Raw genomic sequence first — 22,719 nt, forward strand, 5'->3', positions numbered from 1 at the left:
GTCTTTACATATTAATACCGATTGCCATTGTGTTTGTCTGCATTGCTGTTGCGATCTTCTTATGGGCAGTAAAGTCTGAACAGTTCGAAGATCTGGAACGTCAGGGATACGATATTCTGTTTGATGAAAACGAACCCGATGCTAAATCGACGACGCAAGATCAGAAATCAGACCATCAGGCAGATGCCCACATAACGAAAACCAACAACACCGGCACGCCATCGTGAACATCGACTTCTATGCTGCCTTTATCATTGGCCTGATGGGAGCCGGGCATTGTTTTGGTATGTGCGGCGGTGTTGCCGCGGCACTCACCTTAGGCATGCCGGGTCAACATATGCCGGGGCAAAAAAGCAATAACCGCTGGCTTTACCTTGTTTGTTATAATTTTGGCCGATTGATCTCTTATGCCATAGCCGGTGCAATTATTGGTGGCGCTTTCGCGGGTATGGCGGCTTATAGCGGTTATGCGACGGCCTTGATCTCATTACGAATATTCGCGGCCTTAATGATGATCTGCCTTGCGCTGTATTTAGGGCAATGGTGGCAAGGGCTAACCAAGATTGAACATGTCGGACAATTTTTCTGGCGTTTTATCTCACCGACAGCAAAATCATTATTACCATTAAAATCTCCACTATCAGCCCTGCCTTTTGGCTTGCTTTGGGGCTGGCTACCTTGCGGGTTAGTCTACTCAACACTAAGCTGGGCAGCAGTATCTGGCAGTGCCTTTGGTGGGGCCAGTGTAATGCTGGCATTTGGCTTAGGCACGTTACCCGCAATGCTCCTTGTTGGTTCAGTTGCCGAGCAGTTGAAGCGTTTATTGAGAAATCTATTTTTTAAACGTGCAAGTGCCCTACTGTTACTGACTTATGGCATCCATACTGGTTACATTGCAATCAAACAATTATTGTGAGGTTTTTTAATACTCGTAATAATGCTTCATAATATGTTAAAATATTGACCTACATCAAATTGGTTAGCAGGATTATGATTTCAGACAAACTTACAACCAAACGTGTCCAGTCAGGTGGATGTGCTATCCACTGCCAGGATTGCAGTATTAGTCAGTTGTGTATTCCATTCACACTGAATGAGTCTGAGTTAGATCAATTAGATCACATTATTGAGCGTAAAAAGCCTATCCAAAAGGGTCAGGAGCTTTTTAAAGCGGGCGATGAGCTTAAAGCTCTTTATGCGATTCGTTCGGGTACAATCAAGAGCTATACGATTACAGAACAAGGTGATGAGCAAATCACGGCATTTCACCTTGCCGGCGATCTTGTTGGTTTTGATGCCATCACTGAGATGATGCACCCCAGTTTTGCTCAGTCGCTTGAAACTTCAATGGTATGTGAAATCCCATTTGAGATCCTTGATGATTTATCTGGTAAAATGCCGAAACTTCGTCAGCAAATCATGCGTCTGATGAGCAGTGAAATCAAAGGTGATCAGGAGATGATACTTCTGCTTTCAAAGAAAAATGCAGAAGAACGTTTAGCCGCATTCCTGTACAACCTTTCACTACGATTTTCTCAGCGAGGTTTCTCCCCTCGTGAATTCCGTTTGACAATGACACGTGGTGATATCGGTAATTACCTTGGTTTGACGGTAGAAACAATCAGTCGTTTATTAGGCCGTTTCCAAAAGTCCGATATGCTAAGTGTTAAGGGTAAATACATTACAATCATTGATCATGATGAACTTGCGCGTCTTGCTGGTGTAAGTAAAAACAACACGTAACTTTCTGCTTTACCTGTTTGCAAAAAAAGTGATACATCGTTTGAGATGTATCACTTTTTTTATATTTATCGGTATATGCACTCCACTTAATTCCTTCTATACGTTACAGTTAATGTACTAATCGGGTTAGTCTTGCGTTAGATCAGAGCTATATGTCTGATTAGTATTGATGCCAACACATGATGTGTCAGGGGGCAGTTATGAAAACATACAATAATATTCTTGTTGTTGTCGATCAAACACAAGACCATCAACCGGCCTTATCTCGTGCCGTTCATCTTGCCAACAAGTCTTCCGGTGTGAAAATTACCGTCTTTCTTGCTATCTACGATTTTTCTTATGAAATGACCTCCATGCTTTCTGCTGATGAACGCCAGGCAATGCGCCGGGGTGTGGTGGTACAGCGTGAGGAATGGTTAAAAGATATTATTCGTCCGTATGAAAAGGAAGGATTTAATATCGAAATTCTGGTTGTCTGGCACAATCGTCCATATGAAGCCATCATTGCCGAAGTCTTCAGCAACCATCATGATTTGTTGATTAAGGCGACTCATGAGCATGACAAAATTGGCTCTGTTATTTTCACCCCCACGGATTGGCATTTATTACGCAAATGCCCTTGCCCTGTATTAATGGTGAAAGAGCACAGTTGGCCTGACAATGGGAAAATTCTTGCGTGTGTGAATCTGGCTGCTGACAGTGAAACGCATGATGCCCTCAACGACGCTATTGTGAGTGAAGCGCAGTGCATTGCTGATATTCTGGGGGCAGAGATCAATCTGCTAAACGCCTACCCGGCAACACCAGTTAATATCACCATAGAGTTACCTGAATTTGACCCGGCTTCATACAGCGATGCGGTTCGGGGCCATCACTTAATATCGATGAAAGCATTACGCCATAAACATAGCATTGCTGAAGAGCAGGCCCATGTTGTTGAAGGGTTACCTGAGGATGTTATCCCCCAGGTGGCAGAAGAGTTAGATGCTGAATTAGTGATCCTTGGTACAACAGGGCGCACAGGCTTGTCAGCTGTATTTATTGGCAACACCGCTGAGCATACAATTGATAGCTTAAATTGTGATTTACTGGCTCTCAAACCTGAAGGGTATGTTAGTCCATTAGCGCCAAGTATTGATTAGACGAAACGACACACTAAACGCCTCTGTTCTGGAGGCGTTTTGCTATTTTACTCTTCCCAGAAGCCGTGATAAAGCCGTATAATCCACGGCCTAAAAGCCTATTAATCCACTAGTTATTTAGCTGTCCACTTTTAGGACAGTATGAGATTTGATAATGAATCAACAAGATACAAAAAAAGAAACCCTTGAGTTCAATAAGCTTCAAAAAAGACTTCGACGTAATGTTGGCAATGCTATCGTTGACTACAACATGATTGAAGAATCAGATGTCGTCATGGCATGTATCAGTGGCGGTAAAGATTCTTTTGCTATGCTTGATATTTTATTGGGCTTACAAAAAGCGGCTCCTATCAAATTTGACGTTATTGCCGTTAACTTGGATCAAAAGCAACCTGGGTTTCCTGACCATATCTTGCCAAATTATTTTGAATCTCTTGGTATCCCGTATTATATCGTTGATAAAGATACCTATTCAGTGGTTAAAGAAAAAATCCCTGAAGGGAAAACCACGTGTGGCCTTTGCTCTCGCTTAAGAAGAGGTACTCTGTACTCCTTTGCTGAAAAGATCGGTGCAACGAAGATTGCCCTTGGTCACCACATGGACGATATCGTTGAAACTATGTTTCTTAATATGTTCCACGGTTCACGCTTGAAAGCGATGCCACCAAAGCTTCGTTCTGACGACAAACGTAACGTTGTTATTCGTCCTTTGACGTACTGCCGTGAAAATGATTTGATCGCATACGCAGAGAAACGAGAATTCCCGATCATCCCATGTAACCTGTGTGGCTCTCAGGAAAACCTTCAGCGACAAAATATCAAAGCAATGCTCATTGACTGGGACAATAAAACACCAGGTCGCGTTGAGAGCATCTTTAAATCCATTCAGAACGTCAGCCCTAGTCAGTTAGCAGACAGAAATTTGTTCGATTTTAATGAGCTACCGTTGGATCGTACGACTGAAAGAGCTGAGTATGAGTTTAAAGAAGCGGAAGTTTCTTCTTCGAACATTGACGAGTCGATGTTTATTGATGTGACGAATATTTAACAGCGGAGGGCAAATCTCCGCTGGAAAAATCAGACTTGCAAGCTCTACCTTGCCACCGCGGTGGCAAGGTAGCTAAATTAGCTTAGCCACTTAACTAAATAGCCCTTTAAAAAACAACTTGATATAATCAAATAAGCGACTAAAGAAACCACCCTTTTCTACCCCCTCAAGTGCAACAAGTGAAGCTTCCGCCACATCGTTCCCATCCACTTGATAAAATATTTTACCGACAACTTCTCCCTGCAATATCGGTGCGACTAAATCATCAATCAGTTCCACATTGGCGGTCAGTCGTTTAGCATCATTTCGGGATAGAGTGACATAAGTATCGCTCTCAGTACCTAAAGAAATCGATTCAGAATCACCCATCCAGACCCTCTCGTTCACCACTTCCTCACCTTTCTTATGCGGTATGGTTGTTTCGAAAAAACGGAAGCCATAATTGAGCAACTGCTTGCTTTCCGTCTCACGACTTTTCGGGCTTTTAGATCCCATAACTACCGCAATTAACCGCATATTACCCTGAGTCGCAGAGCTGGCTAAACTGTAACCTGCACCACTGGTATAGCCGGTTTTCATACCATCAACGTTCAGACTGCGATCAGCGAGTAAACCATTTCGGTTTCGCTGGGTAATCTTGTTATAGGTAAAAGATCGTTCGCTATAAAGCGAATAAAGGTTTGGAAGATCACCTATCAAGGCCTGGCCCAATAATGCAATATCATAAGGTGTACTATAGAGATCTTGATGATCCAGGCCATGGGCATTGGCAAACTGGCTATTTTGCATGTTTAACTTTTGCGCCCATGAATTCATCAGGCTGACAAACGCACCTTCAGATCCCGCAACATGTTCGGCAATCGCAACACTGGCATCGTTACCGGACTGTATAATCAGCCCGCGGAACAGATCTATCATGCTGACTTCTGTTCCTACCTCGATGAACATTTTTGATGAATCAGAAAAATTTTTCGCCCATGCATTTTGGCTGATAATGACAACATCATCCTGGCTGATGTTACCATTTTTCATTTCTTGACCGGCTGCGTAACTTGTCATCAGTTTTGTTAAGCTGGCAGGGTTAAGGCGCTCATTGGCATTCTTTCCGACCAATACCTTTCCTGTATTATAATCCAGCAGAACATAGCCCTTCGCACTTAGCTCGGGAGCATCAGGAATAACCGTTGGCGCTGACCATGCGGGGAAAGATAGAGAGCAAAGCAATGTACCGATAAGCACAGAAAACAGTTTGGATGTCTTTTTCATAGTTACGTGAAAGTCCTTAATTACGACGACTGCATAGCAGTATAGCCAAGAGCAATATTAATACTTCATCGCTTTACGAAATCTTACGATAATGTAAATTATCTGACACTTTCTAATATACTTTTACATTCAAATCTAAGGAGGACCTGCTCTGCTGAATATTTCTCTGAGCGAATGTATATTATGAAGAAGCTTAATCGTAAACCAGCATAAACCTCTACTCTGGAGCATAAAAAACTCAACATGCACCATTAAGCAAAGCATCTACAGCCTGTTTCATTGATATAACCGCCATGTAAAGCAGAATAAATACCCGATATCTATACAACCACCTACTCTTGGCGGATTTTTAACCATGTATTAGGATGATAATAGTCATAATGTACTATTTACCACAAAGGGCATTTTTTATTTCTGCATTTATCGATATCCTTAGAGGTTAACACTATTAAGTCTAAGCAAGGACTGATGATGACTTACTACCAAAAACTAGAACAACATTATAAAAAATATGCCCGTTTAAGCCATCTTAGTGCTATCTGTGGTTGGGACCAGGCTTCAATGATGCCGGCTGGTGGTAATGAAGCCCGTTCAGAAGCCATGGCTGAATTGGCCGTATTGTCTCACCAGTTACTCACTGAACCTCAATTAGCCGATTGGTTTGATCTCGCAGAGCGTGAATCCCTTGCTGGTGAAGAGAAAATTAGCCTGAAAGAGATGAAACGCAGCTGGCAAATAGCAAACCTGCTGCCAGAATCGCTGGTTCAGGAACAATCGCTGACAGGTTCAAAATGTGAACATGCCTGGCGAACACAGCGCGCTGAAAACAACTGGCATGACTTCAGTAAGAACCTGGAACCTGTCGTCGAACTTGCGCGAAAAGAAGCTCAGATCCGCTCAGAAGAGACTGGATTAAGCCGTTATGACGCCTTACTTGATCTTTATGAGCCGGGTATGACGACCAAAGAGTTAGATCAACTGTTTGCTGATTTGAAATCTTGGCTACCATCATTAATTCAGCAAGTGCAAGAGAAACAGGCCACTGAAGCTGTTATCACACCTCAAGGTCCATTCCCGATTGAAGCTCAAAAAGAAATCAGTCTGGCAGTGATGAATAAACTGGGCTTCGATTTCAATCATGGCCGTTTGGATGTCAGTGTTCACCCTTTCTGTGGCGGCGTACCTACTGATGTTCGCATTACAACCCGCTATGACGAAAGTGATTTCACCTCAGCGCTGATGGGCGTTATTCACGAGACCGGTCATGCCCGTTATGAACAAGGCCTTCCTGCTCAATGGCGAAACCTACCCGTTGGCGAAGCTCGCTCAATGGGTATTCATGAGTCACAGAGCCTGTTCTTTGAGATGCAGCTATCGCGCAGCGAAACCTTTATTAGTTTACTGGCGCCTTTAGCCCAAGATGCTTTTCAGCGTCCTGATGATCAGGCGTTAACAAGCGATAATCTGGCGCTTGTCAGCACCCGTGTTAAGCCTGATTTTATTCGTGTGGATGCTGACGAAGTCACCTACCCGGCCCATATCATATTGCGTTATGAAATTGAGCGCGACTTGATTGAGGGTAATATCGAGGTGGCTGATATCCCGGAACTTTGGGATAAAAAAATGAATGAATACCTTGGATTGTCTACCAAAGGGAATTATACCGATGGCTGTATGCAAGATATCCACTGGACTGATGGCAGCTTCGGCTATTTCCCGTCGTATACCTTGGGGGCAATGTATGCGGCGCAGTTTATGGCAGCAATGCGCAAAGAGATGAACGTGGAAAACCTGATCCGCGAACGTAACCTGACGCCGATCTTCAACTGGCTGGATAAGCATGTCTGGAAGAAAGCGAGTACGCTCTCGACAGATCAGATCCTGATTAATGCCACAGGTGAGCGTCTGAATGCGGAATACTTCAAAAAACATCTTATTGATCGTTATCTAAAATAAACGCCTCAAAAAAAGGCTGACTAGTTTCAGCCTTTTCTCATTCTACCTAAGTAATGCAGGTTGCTTGTAATAGTGTGATTACCGAGGGAGACTGACGGACTAATTACCGAGGGACTTTGTCGTTCCAGCATACCAGCTCCCAGATTGAACGCTCAACTAATAAACTCGCAGAAGTTTAGTGTTGGTGTGGCATTTTCATACCAGATGGAAATAAAGTTTCACACTTAGAACATTTTTTCTGCCAATTCACAACGATCCTAAGTATTAAAGTGTCATACCAAATCACTATGCTGCTAACACGGTTCGGGGCAAGTATGGTCTTCATCGATAGTAGTGAAGACCATGAACATAATTAACTATCCGTTTCTTCAGATAGCTTTAATACAAGACTTCTTGAAGCACAGCGCTCGTCCTGAAAATACGGTTGACTCCGTTTCCGTCAAAAAATCGATCCTGCAATTTACTATAAAGAATTGGCTTGGGCTTATTCAACTCCGAACAAAGGTGTCGGCTGCGCGACACCTATTCTTGTCTGTTAGGATTCCATTAATAACCCTTCTATTCGCATCATGAAGTATTTCAAGACCAAACCTTGACGACACAAACACTTTGTATGTTCAAGTGGGTTAATTGCTTGCCTGCTCATGATGCTTGGTTAGTTGCTTATATAACATGTCTTTTAACTCCACACGCTGAAGCTTTAGATCTTGCATGTTGTCATCATCAATCGGACTACCCGATATCTCCAGCTGACGGATATCGTAATCCAGTTCATGATACTGCTGAAGAGCGGCTTTGAATGTTGGATCATCGTGGTTGAGCTGAACAATATCTAATTTAAGATCAGGAAAATCTAAGATAAAGGCATGGTTTTCATTTAGCATCGGCATTCCCTCTTCAGTCGGTTTACCCATTAGTATAGAAGTAATTTGTTGAAAGAAATGTGGCTTAGAACGCAAAGCAACCAAGTGTGCAGTAAGCGAAGCTTTCAAACACTTTTTGGGGCGAAATACACAATTAACTTACGGGTTTAGATCAGGAGACAACTATGCTGACACAGGGGGCTGCTGATCTTAGTAGCTAAGCTCAAACACCACCGAGCCGCTATCAACCGCAATGGCTTCATTATCAATAACCTCGCCTCCCGCTTCGACCGAAATGCTAAAATCATCGGTGGCGTGATATTTCAAGCCCGCACCAAATTCTGTCGGTTCAGTACTGTTTTTATCTTGATTGACACTGTCTTTGTCTATCATCGTATTATTAACAGGCCTGTTACCTTCCCCGATAAACTCAATCGTTTGCTCAGACGATGCTTTATCAATAAATACCTCACCCAATTCACGATCGTCTGCCAGCGTGGAAAAAGAGCACAACAAAGTCGTAATCACTAAGCCAATACGCATATTCCCCCCTTCGCCCCTCTTACAGACCAAGCTGTTTTCTGCATGACCTTATCATTTAAATTAACCTAACGCGGTAAGGGAAACAACCCTACTCAGTGCCTTCAGATTAGTGTTCACCTCTGGAATTCACAATCCCAATCTTTTAAATATGCCATAAATAACCTTGACACTAACGGCCACTTATCAGTTATTATTGGGCCTCCTTCACTCCCGTGATGAAGATTTGATGTTGAAGATGACTCGGACAATTTGGATTACGTGCGTCACACTAATAGCTTTAATGCTAGCTAGTGTTGCAAACTGTGCACCGCTGATACCAATTCAAGAGACATCTATCTCGGCTATCGCAGAACACACAGCAGTTGCCACCGTCCACTTCACCAGTGCAAATTACGATAAAAACCAACCGCCTGAAGAGATAGGATCTATTCATCACTGCTGTAGTGCGATGTGCCTACTCAGTTTTCCTGTCACTGAATCCGCGACCAAAATCCTATTGCAGCCTTATAGCTTCGCTTTAATACGTAGCGAAGCAGCCATGGCTACCAGTGCATTTGCAAGAGCGCTATATAAACCTCCAATCGTTTAGTCTCCGTTTACTTTTACCAAACCAAACTTTAAACCTATTTTACGTTTTAAAAAGACGCGTTTTTTGTGTGCCTCATTCATTGTATTGAATGAATTACGTTTACACGATTACCTGTCTTAATTGGAGAAGAATTGATGAAAAAATTATTTGCGCTGTTTGCAACTCTAGTGCTCAGTGTTTCTGCACAAGCCGTTCAATTTACAGATGGTGATTACTACACAACATTAGATTTAGAAAAATCATCTAAACCAACAGTGACAGAATATTTTTCTTTTTACTGCCCACATTGCTACAAGTTCGAGAATGTTATCGGTGCGCTTAAAAATAACATTCCGGACACCGCCAATTTCCAGAAAATTCACGTCGCCTTTATGGGAAATGATATGGCGGTGCCAATGGCAAAAGCTTATGCCACTATGGTTGTACTAGGCGTTGATGAGAAAATGATTCCGATGATGTTTAGACAAATACATGATCTGAAACAAACACCTAAAGACGAAGCGGGATTGCGTCAGGTATTCTTGGATAACGGTGTTGATGCGAAGAAATTCGATACTGCCTACAATGGCTTCGCCGTTGATTCAATGCAAAAACGCTTCGATAAGCAATTTGAGTCAAGTACATTAACGGGCGTCCCCGGTGTGATTGTGAATAACAGATACGTTGTTAAACCGGACAAAATTAAAAGCTACGAAGAGTATTTTTCGCTAGTAAATTATCTGCTTAAAAAGTAGTTTCACAAATCGCCCCAATAGTCGATATTGGGGCGATCTTGTTAGAATCGTCCCATTCCATGAAAAAGGTAATTATTCCGATAGACCGCATTACCAACTGGATAATGCCTAGCCAGATGATCTCGCTCGAAAAGTTAAGCAAGTGATAATTCGGATCCGACTACTTAATATGCATGTGATCAAGAAAACAGAAGTTGATTGTTTAACGGCATATTTTCTTACCTGTCTAATTAATAGACTGAATTCTGTGCCAGCCTCAGCGCAATGAGGCTCCTTATCACTTTTTAATTAGGTGTAGATCATGGAAAGACTCAACGTTAAGCCTCTTTTGGCCGCAACAGTCCTCGGGCTTTGTAGTATGCAAGCACAAGCGGTGCTCCCTTCTTCTGATACTTGGCCAGCACAAGTAATTGGGGTTAATACCTATCAGTTAGATCCAGCACTGTTTATGCCGACCGGAAAAATACGTCTCGGCCAGATGGACTTTGAATTATCTCAAGCTGAAATTGATCAAGTCAGCGAGCAATATAAAGCCCAAGGGCAAGAAGTTGTTGATCAGCAAATACGTATTTTAAAACTAAAACGTCTGGTCTGGCTGGCACCTTACTCTTTCCAACTGCCTAATGAACGCCCTCACTGGGCCATGGCGATGGCACATGCTGCCGCATTGTTTAAAAATGTCACGGGTATCGATGATCCTTACCATGATGCCAACCTCTATGCCGCCAAATCGTTACAAGAAGCCGGAATGGGCGCGGATTATTCTAATGTTCCTGGTTATTTCACCTATCCAATTCTACCTAAATACCAAGATGTCGATGCAACACAGCCAGACATTAGGGGCATTTGGAACACTTTGAGAGGAGGACGCACCAAGCACGATGGTTTCTTCCAGCTAGAGGGGCATATGTATTCTGCCTATGGCGAGCTTATGCGGATGTTCCCTAATCGTTTTTATAAAGATCTTTACCCGACCGATGACTATCACGCCGTCACTCCGGCAGAAAAAACATCACCGCTATATAATCAGATCTTTAAGCCTGAGCCGGGCAAAAACAGTTTTGTGCCGAGTGCTATCGGCGCGTCTTACTACAATATTTTCGCATACTATACCGTGGCACGTTCTGCGCAGGAATTTGGCCTGTTCGCCAAAGATGCGAAAGATCCGCAAGCACTGACTAAGATCATTTCTGTTGGTTACAACCGAGGGCTAAGCTCTGAGAGTCTGGCGATGTTCCCGCTAAAACCAGAGCGTCGTGACGCCTGTATGCAAAAAGCAAACATCGACTCTTGCTTCGATCTGACTGGTGATGGTTCTGGTGGTTTTGGTATCAACTACTTATATCAAGTGCCGTATAAAGCCAAGGCATTGAAAGAAATCGCTGATACCAGCGGCCCGGGCTATCCGGGTTACTACACTTCAAATATTGATTGGCAAACGATTATTACCTATCTTGATGCCTTAGCACCGCTTTATACCAAAGAGGAACTCAAAGCGGCACAGGATGGTGCTTATATCGCGTTCAATAATATCCAGAAAAATGGCGTGATTGACTTTGCCAATCAGTTTGGTGATGTACTGGATGCAATTTTGCTGGCCTTGCCGGTTGATACTCCGTGGAGTCAGTTATGTAACAAAGACGGCAGTATATATGATGCCTTTGACCGCAACGGTAACTTTAAAGGTCAGGAATCAACATACAAATGTTTACCAGAAAGTGTTGAAAAACCTCTATATTTAGAAAAAACTGCCGGCGATGTCGCACCAGTCGCTTACGCGGGTGCTGATATAAAAGTAACCACTATTGGGTCTGTCGAATTAAATGGAACGTTATCTCATGATAGAAACGGAGATGCGTTAAGTTTTAATTGGTCGCAAGTTTCGGGAACCCCCGTAACGCTGACGAACGCTAATACGGCGAAGCCTAATTTTGCGGTAACTGATCTGACAGCGGCCACTTATACCTTTAGTTTAACCGTGACAGCTAACAGTAAATCGTCTTCCGATACCGTTACGATCACGGTTGACAACACGACGTCTGGTGGCGGAGAGGCCATATGGCAATCAAGTGTGATTTACAATACAGGTGATAAGGTAATGTTTAACGGCGAAGAATACACAGCGAAGTGGTGGACCCAAGGGGACCAACCGGGAACATCAGCGGTGTGGCAAAAACTTATTCTGTAGATATAGTGTGAGCTCTAAAGAAAGAGCCGCTAAGCGGCTCTTTCTTTGTCTTAAATACGATGAAGTTTCTATTGTTGTTTTTCTGCAGTCAGCTCTGCGAGTTTCACAATAACCTTCACCGCCTGCTCCATACCTTCAATGGTAATGAACTCATGGATACCGTGGAAGTTATAACCGCCAGTGAAAATATTTGGACATGGTAGCCCCATGAAGGATAACCGTGCGCCATCAGTACCACCACGGATTGGCTTAATATCTGGCTTCACATCACAAGCAATCATCGCTTCTTTTGCTAATTCAATAACATGCGAATGTGGCTCAACCATTTCACGCATATTGAAATAGCAGTCTTCTAAAATAAGCTCTACGCGCCCTTTGGTTAACTGGCTGTTCAATTCATCGACTTTTTGCTGCATAAAGGCTTTACGACGCTCTAAACCTTCACGGTCGAAATCTCGAATGATGTAACCCAGCTCGGTCTTAGCCACCGCAGGTTCCATTGATTTCAGGTGATAGAAGCCTTCGTAGCCTTCTGTGCATTCCGGGGTTTCATCGGCTGGCATCATCAACTGGAACTGAGCTGCAATGTTCATGGCGTTAACCATTTTATCTTTTGCTGTACCCGGGTGAACGTTAACACCGTGACAAATGACATCCGCCGAGGTTGCATTGAAGTTTTCGTATTCCAGCTCGCCTATCGGGCCGCCATCAATGGTATATGCCCATTGTGCACCGAATTTTTCAACATTAAACAAGTTGGCACCACGACCAATTTCTTCATCTGGCGTAAAACCGATGCTGATATCACCATGTTTAATTTCAGGATTAGCTTTCAGATATGCGACAGCCGTGATGATCTCAGCAACACCGGCTTTGTTATCTGCCCCCAACAAGGTTGTACCGTCTGTGGTGATGATGTTGTGACCGTGTAACTTGTTAAGATCCGGGAACTGAATGGGCGATAACACTTCATCGCCTATACCCAGTGCAATATCCCCACCCTTGTAGTTTTCAACGATCTGAGGTTTCACCTCTTTACCAGACGCATCTGGTGCGGTATCCATATGAGCAATGAAGCCAATACACGGCACATCATGTTCAACATTAGATGGCAAACGCGCCATTAAGTAACCATGTTCATCCAGTTCAACATCACACAGTTCAAGCTCGATAAGCTCTTTCTTTAATTGCTCGGCAAGTACAGTTTGCCCACCTGTACTTGGGCAGTGGGCAACTGAAGAGTCAGATTGAGTGTCAAAGCTCACGTAGCGTAGAAATCTCTCAATTAATTTGTCCATATCCCACTCTTTAAGTTAAGTATTTCCAGAATGTATCAAAACGAAGGATCGTTTAGAATTGAGGGCTAGTATCAGACAATTGAGAGATAAATGGCTTGAGATGGGTCAGTTTTTGGTGAAATCATTGAAGAAAGCAAACAATAATGGAATATTACATTAGTTATTTTTTGCGAGTTCTCATAAGAATAAACAATCCGAATGAGGGGACCCGTATATAACCAAACCACTTCAAGATGCAGGGTTCCCAAAGGAAGCTCTGTATCTCATATCTTGAGGTGACTTGGGTATAAGTTATCTTATCGATGTGGTTGTAGCACTCATCTTGTCTAAATATTATTTTTTCACGTTAGCGATTTTTTTAGGCTTTTCATCATTAACAACCTTGCAGTCCTCTTGGCTGTTTATGGCAATCACGGTTTCTTTGCTGGTTGGGTGAGTTTCACCTAAGAAGCTTCCTCCGCGTTCAATACTTAAATCATCACAATAGATAGTTCCGCTTGCTTTACCTTCTTGTAAAATTTCAATGGTATTGGCGTAGCAAGTACCGTCGTACAAACCGTTGATCACGACATGATTAGCGATGATCTCACCTTTTACTCGGCCTTTAGTGCTGATAACAAGTGTTTGTTCCGTACGGATTTTACCTTCAACATAGCCGTCAACCTGCATATTACACGTTAATTCAATGTTTCCGGTGATTGAACAGCCTTGTGCAATGATAGTTGAAGTTGTGTACTGGCTTGTACTTGCAGAATTTTTACTAAAGAGTCCCATCGAATACTCCGTTCATGGTCAAATAATACTTCAAAATTAGCCGAGTCCCAGTCTAAAAATGACTTTGGGTTTAACGCTCGGCCAAGAAAACGAACTTCATAGTGCAAATGAGGCCCGGTGGATATGCCGCTATTGCCTGTTCTGGCAATAATGTCGCCCTTATGAATAAAGTCGCCACTCTTAACGTTAAATGAGTCTAAGTGTGCGTATAAGGTCATAAAGCCATAGGCATGATTTATCTTAAGTAGGTTGCCGTAGCCTTTTTTACTTGGGCGTACAAGTTCAACAACACCATCAGCAGGTGCTCGTACTGGCGTACCTGTTTTAGCTGATAGATCAATACCAAGGTGGCGGAGTTTCTGACCTTTAACCGGATGGACTCGTTTGCCAAACCCTGAAGACATACGTCGATATTTAATCGGACTACCATTTGGAATCATCTGTAACATTGATAACCGTACTGCAGAGTTAACCGCAGCGGTGTCTAGCCGATCATTTAATGGCAATTCATTTTCAGATTCGATGCCAAGTGCTTGTTCGAGATCGCCGACACGTCCTGTGACTTGTTCCAGTTCATCATTTCGCTCTGCGAGATCTTGTTGTAGCGTTCGACGAAAGCCCTCTAACTGCGTAATCTCAGATGCTAATTGATCTGACTGAACATTTAGCTGTTGCTGGCTTTGTCGAGACTGTCCGATCTCAACCACTAGATAATTAATAACAAACGCAGTAATGATAATTGTCAGTGCAATACAAAGAGATACTGCAGCTACGTTTCGTTTGAAAAATTTACCAAAATGAAAATGGCGTGACCCATTAATATTGGATATTGATATAACCAGTTGATCTTTCATTGTTACGCATAATTAGTTATCTCGACTTTTCATAGCGACCAACCACGCAGATGCTTAAGACCAATCGGCATAATTATCAGATCCATAATGAAAACTGCAATATTCCTCCAATAAAAAAGCCTCTTAACCAGTAATGGTAAGAGGCTTTATTCTCAGAACATAAGTTTTGATCGCTAAAATGTTAACTGCCTTGTGGGATCCAAGGGGTAACTTTAACGATTGGTTGTGGGAATTGTAAGACTTCACCTTGTGGTAAATCAGCTAACTTAACCACTGTTTTAGATTCGGTAAAATGTACAACTACCCCTTCGGCTTCAGGCATAAACCAAGATGCAAACATACCACCAAGATCGGAAAGCATATTATTCATTTGAGGAACCAGTTGCGCGATCTCGTTTTGGCTCAAACTTGCATCAAAATCTTTATTGGCAATGACTTGCATCGAGACATCACACGTGATGCCATCATCAATCACGAATGTGACATCCGGGTTCGCCTGGCGAAGGTTTTTATCAACGGGAACAACTAACTCATTGCTCTCGGGGATCACCAACTCTTCATAATGTTTCTCTTTTCGCATCGAGGCCTTTTGAATCTTACAGACTTCACCATCTTCCTGGTTAACAAGAAACAGCGCGATACGAACATCATCATGGCCTTCTTTTACATTCTGCTTCAATTTACTGTGAAGCGTGCTGTAGCGAATTTCAATATTCTGGGCGTTAGCGTCTTGAGCATAAACAGTGCTTGTGGCAAACAGACCGGCTAATAGCCAATGAGTCAACTTCATCCTTATCCTTGGCTCCAATACTTATTGTTATGTCTGATCATGGATTGAATTTCATCAATATACTCATGACCACGTTCAGAATACCGGCTTAACCCTTCAGCCAGCTTTGTACCCGTGATTGTTTGTCCGGCAGTACGCTGCTCTGCGCGAATTTGACGCAGTTCAGTATAAGCATTATTACGATTTACATTCATGAAATAAGCATTAACAGACAGATATGCCGTCTCAAACACTGCGACTTCATGGGTAAAGCCTTCTGTACGAGAGGCCGGTACTAAACCGCAGCCCTTACGATAACACCACTGACCAAAATAGTTATTACCTTCAACGGCAAAGCGTGATGTTCCCCAAGCTGACTCATTGGCAGCCTGGCTTAATACTAACTCTTCAGGTAATACATCAACACGGAGCAACATCAGTGAAAGCCAGTTATCTGTGACACTGTCACCCTTGAGTGGCAATTGGTACATTTTGCCCAGTCTTCTTGCATAAGCAAGCTGTTCACTGTCGGTGCTTTTTTTTGACTCAGTCTTTGACTTCAGCTTCAGCAGAAAATCACGTTCTTTACTCACACGCTTGTTTTCCTGCACAACAGCTGGTCGTAAGTAGTCAAAAAAAGCTGTTTTTTTCTGATTAACATCTGCAATCACAGAAAAATCGGGTTCAGAAGAAGAAGCCTCTGCTTGAGAGGCCTCTTCTTCACGTGAATCTGATATGTTTCTAAACGGTGCTTCCCCACAAGCTGTCAGAGTAGAAATCAAAACCACAATGGCAACTTTATTCTTTAATATCACGCGGTAAATACCTTATCGTCCTTATCTGTCTCTTGCTGATCATTGTTACCACTGTTTTTATCATCATCACCCTTCTTCACCGTGGTCACCTGTAGCGTAATGCCGAACAGGTTTCGGTAAATAATACCCTTAACATTGAAGAAGAATGGAATGGTCCAAATCAGCCCTAAACCCGCAGTGGCAAAAGATATAAAGAACATGATAAGTACAACAAGATAAATGGCCGTCATCGGCATTAATTTTTTCAAGGTTGCCGTAAGTGAAATTTGTATCCCCTTTAATGGCGCGACGCGTTTTTCACAAACCAGAATAATCGCCATACTAAAGCCCATAGAGAGTAGCAATCCAATCAGAGGGAAAATCGCATTACCAATGCCTTGGATTGAAGATGTCAGCAGCATGGTAATGATAGACACCAGGAGAAAAGGAAAGCCTTTCACTAAATGACTTGGTTTTGTCGGTAGGCCGACGGCATGGTTCAACGCCATTAAGCTCACACCGACGAACAACGGTGCACTTAAAACATCCGACCAGAAGTTAGCCATATAACCCGCCTGAACGAGTTCTGCTGTCATTTCCTGGCCACTGATTATCACGTCGAAAAACAAAGCAGCGTCACCCAGTTGCACTTGTAAGCCAACCAGTAATAGCGCAGCTTGCGCAAGGAAAAGGCCAATAATGGCAGGAATATAGGATAAGAAGTGTCTTGCTGTCACTTTCCAGGCTTCTTGCAATACAGCAATCGCTTGAAGATCAACATCACCTTTTAAGGCTTTTTCAATCGAGCCACCAACATGGAAGCTTTTATTCATTGCGTCTTTCATATTCGTATCATTTTGTCTGAGGAGCGCTTATTGTACGCTAGCTAGACGTTTTTAAAAATCAAGCCATTGTAAAATATGATTACCACGGGCTAAGTTGCTCAATATTCGAACGATATTTCTCCTGTTTTCTAAAAACGGTAAGATAAACAGGCCCAGGTCTTTTCTGACGACATTTTATTCAAAGCACTTCCATAGATAATGGCGCTGGCATAACCACCTTATAGTGGACAGTCAATCAGGTACTCAACCTGCTGACATTATTCTCAGATAGAGACATTTTTGACCCTCGTACTACTTCGATACAAGGCATTGCATCAGCAGAAAAAATACGTGAAAAAACGCTTTAAATTACGCTATTAGAGGTCTATTATCCGCCTCCTAAAATTAGCTTTAGAGTTGGGGCACTAACCATAAACCCCAAGGTGGAGATAACGTAGAATTGAACGCTGCAAAAACATCTAAAAAACCAGTGATTCAGCTAAATGGGCTGAGCAAGAGCTTTGATGGCAAACAAATCATCGCTGGTCTGGATCTGAATGTGAATGATGGTGAGTTTCTGACTATCCTGGGGCCTTCAGGCTGTGGTAAAACCACAGTACTTCGCCTGATTGCTGGTTTTGAGAACGCTGATAATGGTCAGGTTATTATTGCCAACAAGGATGTTACTGAGATCCCCGCAGAACAACGCCATGTGAATACAGTATTCCAGAGTTATGCTCTGTTTCCTCATATGACGGTATTTGAGAATGTCGCATTTGGTTTGCGCATGCAGAAAGTTGCTGAGCGTGAAATTGAACCTCGGGTAACTGAAGCGTTGCGTATGGTGCAACTTGAGCAGTTTTCCTCTCGTCGGCCTCATCAACTGTCTGGAGGCCAGCAACAACGTGTTGCTATTGCCCGTGCCGTTGTTAATAAACCTAAAGTATTGCTGCTGGATGAATCATTATCTGCCCTTGATTACAAACTCCGTAAACAAATGCAGATCGAATTAAAACAGCTTCAACGCAAACTCGGCATTACGTTTGTTTTTGTAACCCACGATCAGGAAGAAGCCCTGTCGATGTCTGACCGTATTATCGTTATGCGTGACGGCAATATAGAACAAGACGGTTCACCTCGTGAAATTTACGAAGAGCCTAGCAATCTGTTTGTTGCGCGCTTCATCGGCGAAATCAATGTCTTCGATGCCATCGTACAAGCACGTCTAGATGACAAACGTATTATGGCTGATATTGAAGGTCGTTTAGCACAAATTCACTGTAAATTACCGGTTAATACCGGTGACAAAGTGAAAGTGTTACTACGTCCGGAAGATATCCGTCTGGAAGAAATCAATGATGGTGATAAAGCTTCGGGTATCATCGGCTACGTTCGTGACCGTACCTATAAGGGAATGACGCTAGATTCCGTTATTGAACTGGAATCAGGCAAGTCTGTGATGGTTAGCGAGTTCTTCAATGAAGACGATCCTGATGTAGACCACTCTCTTGATCAGAAAGTTGCTGTTACCTGGGTTGAAAGTTGGGAAGTGGTGCTTGCCGATGAACAAGCTTAATCTACAGAATATCATCATCTCTGTAATCGTTGGTTGGCTGGTACTGTTTGTATTTATGCCAAACCTGATGATCATCGGAACCAGTTTCCTTACGCGTGATGATGCAAACCTGATAGAAATGACCTTTACGTTTGATAACTACATAAGGTTATTTGATCCCCTGTACGCCAAGGTTATGTGGCATTCGTTCTATATGGCGCTGGTAGCAACATTGTTGTGTCTGTTGATCGGTTATCCGTTCGCTTATGCCATTGCGAAAATGCCCGAGAAATGGCGTCCGTTCATGCTGTTTTTGGTTATCGTACCATTCTGGACCAACTCATTGATCCGTACCTATGGTTTGAAAATCATGCTGGGTACCCGCGGGATCTTTAATAATACCCTGCTCTATCTGGATATTATTGATAAACCGATACGCATTATGTACACCGAATATGCGGTAATGATTGGTCTTGTTTATATCCTGTTGCCATTTATGGTACTGCCGCTCTATTCGGCGATAGAGAAACTCGACAATACCTATATCGAGGCAGCACGCGATCTGGGCGCGAATAAGTTCCAAACCTTCATTAAAGTAATTTTCCCGTTAACCATGCCTGGTATTATTGCCGGCTGTTTGCTGGTTCTGCTTCCGGCGCTCGGGATGTTCTATGTCTCTGATCTGTTAGGTGGTGCGAAGAACCTGCTCATTGGTAACGTTATTAAGAGTCAGGTATTGAATGCCCGAGACTGGCCATTTGGTTCTGCAATCAGTATCGCCTTGACTGTTTCCATGGCTATTATGTTGTATGCCTATTACCGCGCTGGAAAATTACTCAACCGTAAAGTGGAGCTGGAATAATGGGACGCGCATTTAAGTTCAGTTTTATGACTTTGGTGTATGTCTTCCTCTATACACCGATTATTATTTTGATCGTAAACTCCTTCAATGCCAGCAAATTTGGTATGAAATGGGGGGGATTTACCACCAAATGGTATAAGCATCTAATTAATAACGATGGCTTAATGCAGGCGGCGTGGCACTCTATCAATATTGCGGTTTTCTCTGCTACCGTTGCCGTAATTATCGGTAGTCTAACGGCCGTTGCCCTGTTCCGTTACCGGTTCCGTGGTAAAACATTCGTAAACGGTATGCTGTTTGTGGTGATGATGTCACCTGACATTGTGATGGCGATTTCGCTACTGGCGCTGTTTTTATTGCTGGGAGCCGAATTAGGTTTCTTAACCTTGTTACTGTCTCACATCACCTTCTGCCTGCCGTTTGTGGTCGTCACCGTCTATAGTCGGCTTAAAGGCTTTGATGTGAAGATGCTGGAAGCGGCTCGCGATCTGGGTGCCAGTGAATGGGTCATTCTGAAGCAAATTATTTTGCCTTTAGCAAAACCCGCGGTTGCTGCGGGTTGGTTATTGAGTTTTACCCTGTCACTGGATGATGTCATTATCAGTTCATTTGTAACGGGTCCAACATACGAAATTCTGCCATTGAAGATTTATTCAATGGTTAAAGTCGGTATCTCTCCGGAAGTGAATGCCCTGGCAACCATCATGTTGGTGGTCTCTCTGGTACTCGTGATCTGCTCGCAATTACTGGCCAGAGAGAAGATAAAATAACCGTACTACTGTTGTTATACCCAAACTACTTCAAGATGCAGTGTTCAGCGAGAATTCAGTGGCTTTTAGGCAAGGCAGCCATATGAGCGAATAGTGGTTCTATTTGGAATATGGCTAACGCAGTATAAAATCCACTGAAACTCGCCCCTTGGGAGCTCCTCTGGAAACTCACTTCCGTGCAAAATGTGCTTGAAAGGGAATGCCATTCCTACACACATTTCGCTTGAATTGAATTCCCAGAGGAAGCTCTGAATCATGCATATTGAAGTGGTTTGGGTATATAACGCCAGCAGACATTACCAAACGAAATAAGCGGCTGATAATCAGTCGCTTTTTTTATCTGTAATCCCCTAACCTGTTACGCCAGTAATAATTCGCCAGAACGCGTCTCCAGATAATGTCCCTCATCCACTTTCCGGGTGCCGTTGATCCATAAACTACGTAATCCGGATGAGCACTGTTGCGGCTGTTCAATGGTCGCGTGATCACAGAAATCGTTGCCAAACATGGCAATATCGGCATAGTAGCCTGGTGCTAATTTACCCCGCTTGTCGAGTGAAAATGTCTCAGCGCTCAAGGCCGTCATTTTATGAACAGCCTGCTCAAGAGGCAGCAATTGGCGCTGTCTGACAAACTCGTAAATTATTCGCGGAAAAGTACCACTGACCCTTGGATGAAGTTTGCCTCCGAATATCGTATCAGTGCCAACCATTCCCCGTGGGTGCTGAAAGATCTGCTCAACTAACGCCTCATCCATAAAGTAATCGATCATCCGAACATTACCTCTCTCTCTGACAAGAAGATCAAGAACAAAGTCAACCGGATGCTGCCCTGTCTGTTGTGCGCACTGGACAATGCTCCGTCCCAACCACTGCTGCGATGCCTGGGTTTCAACTTCACAAACAAGGATATTCCCCCACCCTAATAACGCGGGCAGATTATCCCACGACTCACCGGCCTGAGGTAAAATCCGCTCTGCAAACCAGTCACGAACTTGCTTTCTTACTGCCGGCGTTTGCAGTGCACTCATTAAGGCATCCGGTGCGTAAGTGCGAATAAGGGCCGGTGGTAAAATCGAAAACAGTGTCGTACTACCATAATGATACGGATACTGGTCAAACGTTAGCTCATGTTGTTCGATGAGTGTCAGTAATTTATCCAGTTTACCGGCATTACGGCGACCAATCAGTTTCAGGTGGGAAATATGAAGCTGGCATCCGGCTTGATGCGACAGTGCGATCATCTCGTGTAAAGCTTCCAGGATCTCATCACTTTCACTGCGCATATGTACAACCAACGGCTTGTGATGTTTGGCGGCAATCCGGGCGACAGTCAGCAACTCATTGCGATCACTAAATAGCGCAGGATGATAGATCAACCCCAAACTAATACCACGGGCACCGGCAGCCAGCGATTCATCAGCCAACAGAGCCAGTTGCCGGAGTTGCCCCTTATCCATTGGCAGGCTGCTGTTACCACAAATCTGATAGCGTAATAAACCATGTGGCAGAAAAGGTGAGAGATTGACTTCCATCCCCTGTTGTTTCAAGGCATTGCCGAAACTCGGAAAATCGTCCCAGGTCCAGTCGACGGGAGGGTTACCGATAATCAGCCGCTCCCTCAGCTCAGGCTGGAGAGCTTCAGGTACAGGAGCAACACCTAGGCCGCAAAGACCGATGAGTTCAGTGGTTATTCCCTGCAGCACTTTGGATTTAAACCCTTGCGGCAGGAAAGCTGCCAGATCGGCATGGCTGTGAACATCAATAAAACCCGGAGTAACAAACGCACCATCGGCCTCAATAATGTGATCAACGTCTGCCGTAATTACAGGAGCAACATCGGCGATCATCTGACCGTCAATTAACACATCACCGTTGAATCCGGCATATCCTCGGCCATCAATTACGGTGGCATTCTTTATCAGCTGGCGCATCTTTTTTCTCCGTAATAAATTGCTGACCGTGTTGGCGAGAAAGTACAACCTGAGGTTCAATATAATATTGATAATTATTATGTATGACAAATGTGGTGATTGAAATAACTATCTGATTTTTATCCAACCTTTATTTACTCTCCCCTGAGGGAGTGAAGCACGCCATCAGCATCATAAACTGCATATCACCTACTGTGATCGTAATATTCTTCTG

General features: G+C 43.4%; 21 protein-coding genes. 11 read left to right on the forward strand and 10 right to left on the reverse strand.

Going from position 1 to position 22,719, the window contains the following annotated elements; all coding sequences use genetic code 11:
- The 5 genes from ccoS to ttcA all read left to right on the forward strand — a co-directional run.
- The coding region (ccoS, locus tag L4D76_RS18095) for a cbb3-type cytochrome oxidase assembly protein CcoS (RefSeq protein WP_428442289.1) at positions 1-227 on the forward strand (227 nt) is incomplete at its 5' end.
- On the forward strand, positions 224-916 hold the full coding sequence (locus L4D76_RS18100) for a sulfite exporter TauE/SafE family protein (RefSeq protein WP_428442290.1): 693 nt from the start codon (positions 224-226) through the stop codon (positions 914-916). The genes ccoS and L4D76_RS18100, both read left to right, overlap by 4 nt.
- Positions 917-990: 74 nt before the next feature.
- Complete coding sequence (gene fnr / locus L4D76_RS18105) at positions 991-1,743, forward strand: fumarate/nitrate reduction transcriptional regulator Fnr (RefSeq protein WP_428442291.1); 753 nt, start codon at positions 991-993, stop codon at positions 1,741-1,743.
- A gap of 200 nt (positions 1,744-1,943) precedes the next feature.
- A complete protein-coding gene (uspE, locus tag L4D76_RS18110; protein WP_428442292.1) occupies positions 1,944-2,885 on the forward strand; it encodes a universal stress protein UspE in 942 nt (313 codons plus the stop codon).
- A 154-nt stretch (positions 2,886-3,039) separates the two neighbouring features.
- A complete protein-coding gene (ttcA, locus tag L4D76_RS18115) occupies positions 3,040-3,933 on the forward strand; it encodes a tRNA 2-thiocytidine(32) synthetase TtcA (protein ID WP_428442293.1) in 894 nt (297 codons plus the stop codon).
- A 90-nt stretch (positions 3,934-4,023) separates the two neighbouring features.
- Here ttcA and L4D76_RS18120 read toward each other — a convergent pair whose 3' ends face one another.
- Positions 4,024-5,199 carry a serine hydrolase gene (locus L4D76_RS18120; RefSeq protein WP_428442294.1) on the reverse strand — a complete coding sequence of 392 codons (1,176 nt, stop codon included), beginning with the start codon at positions 5,197-5,199 and terminating at the stop codon, positions 4,024-4,026.
- 471 nt (positions 5,200-5,670) lie between these two features.
- Here L4D76_RS18120 and L4D76_RS18125 point away from each other — a divergent pair, with 471 nt between their 5' ends.
- Positions 5,671-7,155, forward strand: coding sequence for a carboxypeptidase M32 (locus L4D76_RS18125; protein ID WP_428442345.1), 1,485 nt, complete (start codon positions 5,671-5,673; stop codon positions 7,153-7,155).
- A gap of 626 nt (positions 7,156-7,781) precedes the next feature.
- Here L4D76_RS18125 and L4D76_RS18130 read toward each other — a convergent pair.
- Both L4D76_RS18130 and L4D76_RS18135 read right to left on the reverse strand, forming a co-directional pair.
- Positions 7,782-8,039, reverse strand: coding sequence for an HP1242/YdcH family protein (locus L4D76_RS18130; protein WP_428442295.1), 258 nt, complete (start codon positions 8,037-8,039; stop codon positions 7,782-7,784).
- A gap of 189 nt (positions 8,040-8,228) precedes the next feature.
- Entirely contained in the window at positions 8,229-8,561 is a 333-nt protein-coding gene (locus L4D76_RS18135; protein WP_428442296.1) for a hypothetical protein, read from the reverse strand.
- Between the two features lie 723 nt (positions 8,562-9,284).
- Here L4D76_RS18135 and L4D76_RS18140 point away from each other — a divergent pair.
- Both L4D76_RS18140 and L4D76_RS18145 read left to right on the forward strand, forming a co-directional pair.
- Positions 9,285-9,884, forward strand: coding sequence for a thiol:disulfide interchange protein DsbA/DsbL (locus L4D76_RS18140; RefSeq protein WP_428442297.1), 600 nt, complete (start codon positions 9,285-9,287; stop codon positions 9,882-9,884).
- A 301-nt stretch (positions 9,885-10,185) separates the two neighbouring features.
- Positions 10,186-12,072: a PKD domain-containing protein gene (locus tag L4D76_RS18145; RefSeq protein ID WP_428442298.1), complete on the forward strand. Its 1,887-nt coding sequence runs from the start codon at positions 10,186-10,188 to the stop codon at positions 12,070-12,072.
- 68 nt (positions 12,073-12,140) lie between these two features.
- On the opposite strand, the gene pepT is transcribed toward L4D76_RS18145, so the two are convergent.
- The 6 genes from pepT to L4D76_RS18175 all read right to left on the reverse strand — a co-directional run bounded on the left by pepT (position 12,141) and on the right by L4D76_RS18175 (position 17,406).
- Positions 12,141-13,370: a peptidase T gene (gene pepT / locus L4D76_RS18150; protein WP_428442299.1), complete on the reverse strand. Its 1,230-nt coding sequence runs from the start codon at positions 13,368-13,370 to the stop codon at positions 12,141-12,143.
- 333 nt (positions 13,371-13,703) lie between these two features.
- Positions 13,704-14,039: a bactofilin family protein gene (locus L4D76_RS18155; protein WP_428442300.1), complete on the reverse strand. Its 336-nt coding sequence runs from the start codon at positions 14,037-14,039 to the stop codon at positions 13,704-13,706.
- Positions 14,040-14,047: 8 nt separating this feature from the next.
- The gene (locus L4D76_RS18160; protein ID WP_428442301.1) at positions 14,048-14,998 is read right to left on the reverse strand and encodes a M23 family metallopeptidase; all 951 of its coding nucleotides are present in this window, start codon (positions 14,996-14,998) and stop codon (positions 14,048-14,050) included.
- A gap of 181 nt (positions 14,999-15,179) precedes the next feature.
- The gene (locus L4D76_RS18165) at positions 15,180-15,788 is read right to left on the reverse strand and encodes a DUF2987 domain-containing protein (RefSeq protein ID WP_428442302.1); all 609 of its coding nucleotides are present in this window, start codon (positions 15,786-15,788) and stop codon (positions 15,180-15,182) included.
- A 2-nt stretch (positions 15,789-15,790) separates the two neighbouring features.
- Positions 15,791-16,579, reverse strand: coding sequence for a glucosaminidase domain-containing protein (locus tag L4D76_RS18170; RefSeq protein ID WP_428442346.1), 789 nt, complete (start codon positions 16,577-16,579; stop codon positions 15,791-15,793).
- Positions 16,579-17,406 (reverse strand): hypothetical protein, encoded by an 828-nt coding sequence (locus L4D76_RS18175; RefSeq protein WP_428442303.1) that lies wholly within the window; start codon positions 17,404-17,406, stop codon positions 16,579-16,581. The genes L4D76_RS18170 and L4D76_RS18175 overlap by 1 nt, the downstream gene beginning before the upstream one ends.
- 439 nt (positions 17,407-17,845) lie before the next feature.
- On the opposite strand from L4D76_RS18175, the gene potA reads away from it, so the two are divergent.
- From potA to potC, 3 genes are read left to right on the forward strand one after another with little or no spacing between them, the layout of a single operon-like run.
- Positions 17,846-18,961, forward strand: coding sequence for a spermidine/putrescine ABC transporter ATP-binding protein PotA (gene potA, locus L4D76_RS18180; protein ID WP_428442304.1), 1,116 nt, complete (start codon positions 17,846-17,848; stop codon positions 18,959-18,961).
- Complete coding sequence (gene potB, locus L4D76_RS18185; protein ID WP_428442305.1) at positions 18,942-19,802, forward strand: spermidine/putrescine ABC transporter permease PotB; 861 nt, start codon at positions 18,942-18,944, stop codon at positions 19,800-19,802. The genes potA and potB overlap by 20 nt, the downstream gene beginning before the upstream one ends.
- Positions 19,802-20,572 carry a spermidine/putrescine ABC transporter permease PotC gene (gene potC, locus L4D76_RS18190; protein WP_428442306.1) on the forward strand — a complete coding sequence of 257 codons (771 nt, stop codon included), beginning with the start codon at positions 19,802-19,804 and terminating at the stop codon, positions 20,570-20,572. Before potB ends, potC begins: the two co-directional genes overlap by 1 nt.
- A 358-nt stretch (positions 20,573-20,930) precedes the next feature.
- Here the strand turns inward: potC and L4D76_RS18195 are convergent, their stop codons facing one another.
- A complete protein-coding gene (locus L4D76_RS18195) occupies positions 20,931-22,505 on the reverse strand; it encodes an N-acyl-D-amino-acid deacylase family protein (protein ID WP_428442307.1) in 1,575 nt (524 codons plus the stop codon).
- Positions 22,506-22,719 lie beyond the last annotated feature (214 nt).

It is taken from the genome of Photobacterium sagamiensis, from assembly GCF_050337085.1.
GTDB lineage: Bacteria > Pseudomonadota > Gammaproteobacteria > Enterobacterales > Vibrionaceae > Photobacterium > Photobacterium sagamiensis.

Coding starts and splice junctions, on each gene's coding strand:
- fnr (WP_428442291.1), top strand. CDS start 991: ATGATTTCAGACAAACTTACAACCAAACGTGTCCAGTCAGGTGGATGT.
- L4D76_RS18160 (WP_428442301.1), bottom strand. CDS start 14,998: ATGAAAGATCAACTGGTTATATCAATATCCAATATTAATGGGTCACGC.
- L4D76_RS18195 (WP_428442307.1), bottom strand. CDS start 22,505: ATGCGCCAGCTGATAAAGAATGCCACCGTAATTGATGGCCGAGGATAT.
- L4D76_RS18155 (WP_428442300.1), bottom strand. CDS start 14,039: ATGCAGGTTGACGGCTATGTTGAAGGTAAAATCCGTACGGAACAAACA.
- ttcA (WP_428442293.1), top strand. CDS start 3,040: ATGAATCAACAAGATACAAAAAAAGAAACCCTTGAGTTCAATAAGCTT.
- L4D76_RS18175 (WP_428442303.1), bottom strand. CDS start 17,406: ATGAAAGACGCAATGAATAAAAGCTTCCATGTTGGTGGCTCGATTGAA.
- pepT (WP_428442299.1), bottom strand. CDS start 13,370: ATGGACAAATTAATTGAGAGATTTCTACGCTACGTGAGCTTTGACACT.
- L4D76_RS18165 (WP_428442302.1), bottom strand. CDS start 15,788: ATGAAGTTGACTCATTGGCTATTAGCCGGTCTGTTTGCCACAAGCACT.
- L4D76_RS18120 (WP_428442294.1), bottom strand. CDS start 5,199: ATGAAAAAGACATCCAAACTGTTTTCTGTGCTTATCGGTACATTGCTT.
- uspE (WP_428442292.1), top strand. CDS start 1,944: ATGAAAACATACAATAATATTCTTGTTGTTGTCGATCAAACACAAGAC.
- potC (WP_428442306.1), top strand. CDS start 19,802: ATGGGACGCGCATTTAAGTTCAGTTTTATGACTTTGGTGTATGTCTTC.
- L4D76_RS18125 (WP_428442345.1), top strand. CDS start 5,671: ATGACTTACTACCAAAAACTAGAACAACATTATAAAAAATATGCCCGT.
- L4D76_RS18140 (WP_428442297.1), top strand. CDS start 9,285: ATGAAAAAATTATTTGCGCTGTTTGCAACTCTAGTGCTCAGTGTTTCT.
- L4D76_RS18130 (WP_428442295.1), bottom strand. CDS start 8,039: ATGCTAAATGAAAACCATGCCTTTATCTTAGATTTTCCTGATCTTAAA.
- L4D76_RS18135 (WP_428442296.1), bottom strand. CDS start 8,561: ATGCGTATTGGCTTAGTGATTACGACTTTGTTGTGCTCTTTTTCCACG.
- L4D76_RS18145 (WP_428442298.1), top strand. CDS start 10,186: ATGGAAAGACTCAACGTTAAGCCTCTTTTGGCCGCAACAGTCCTCGGG.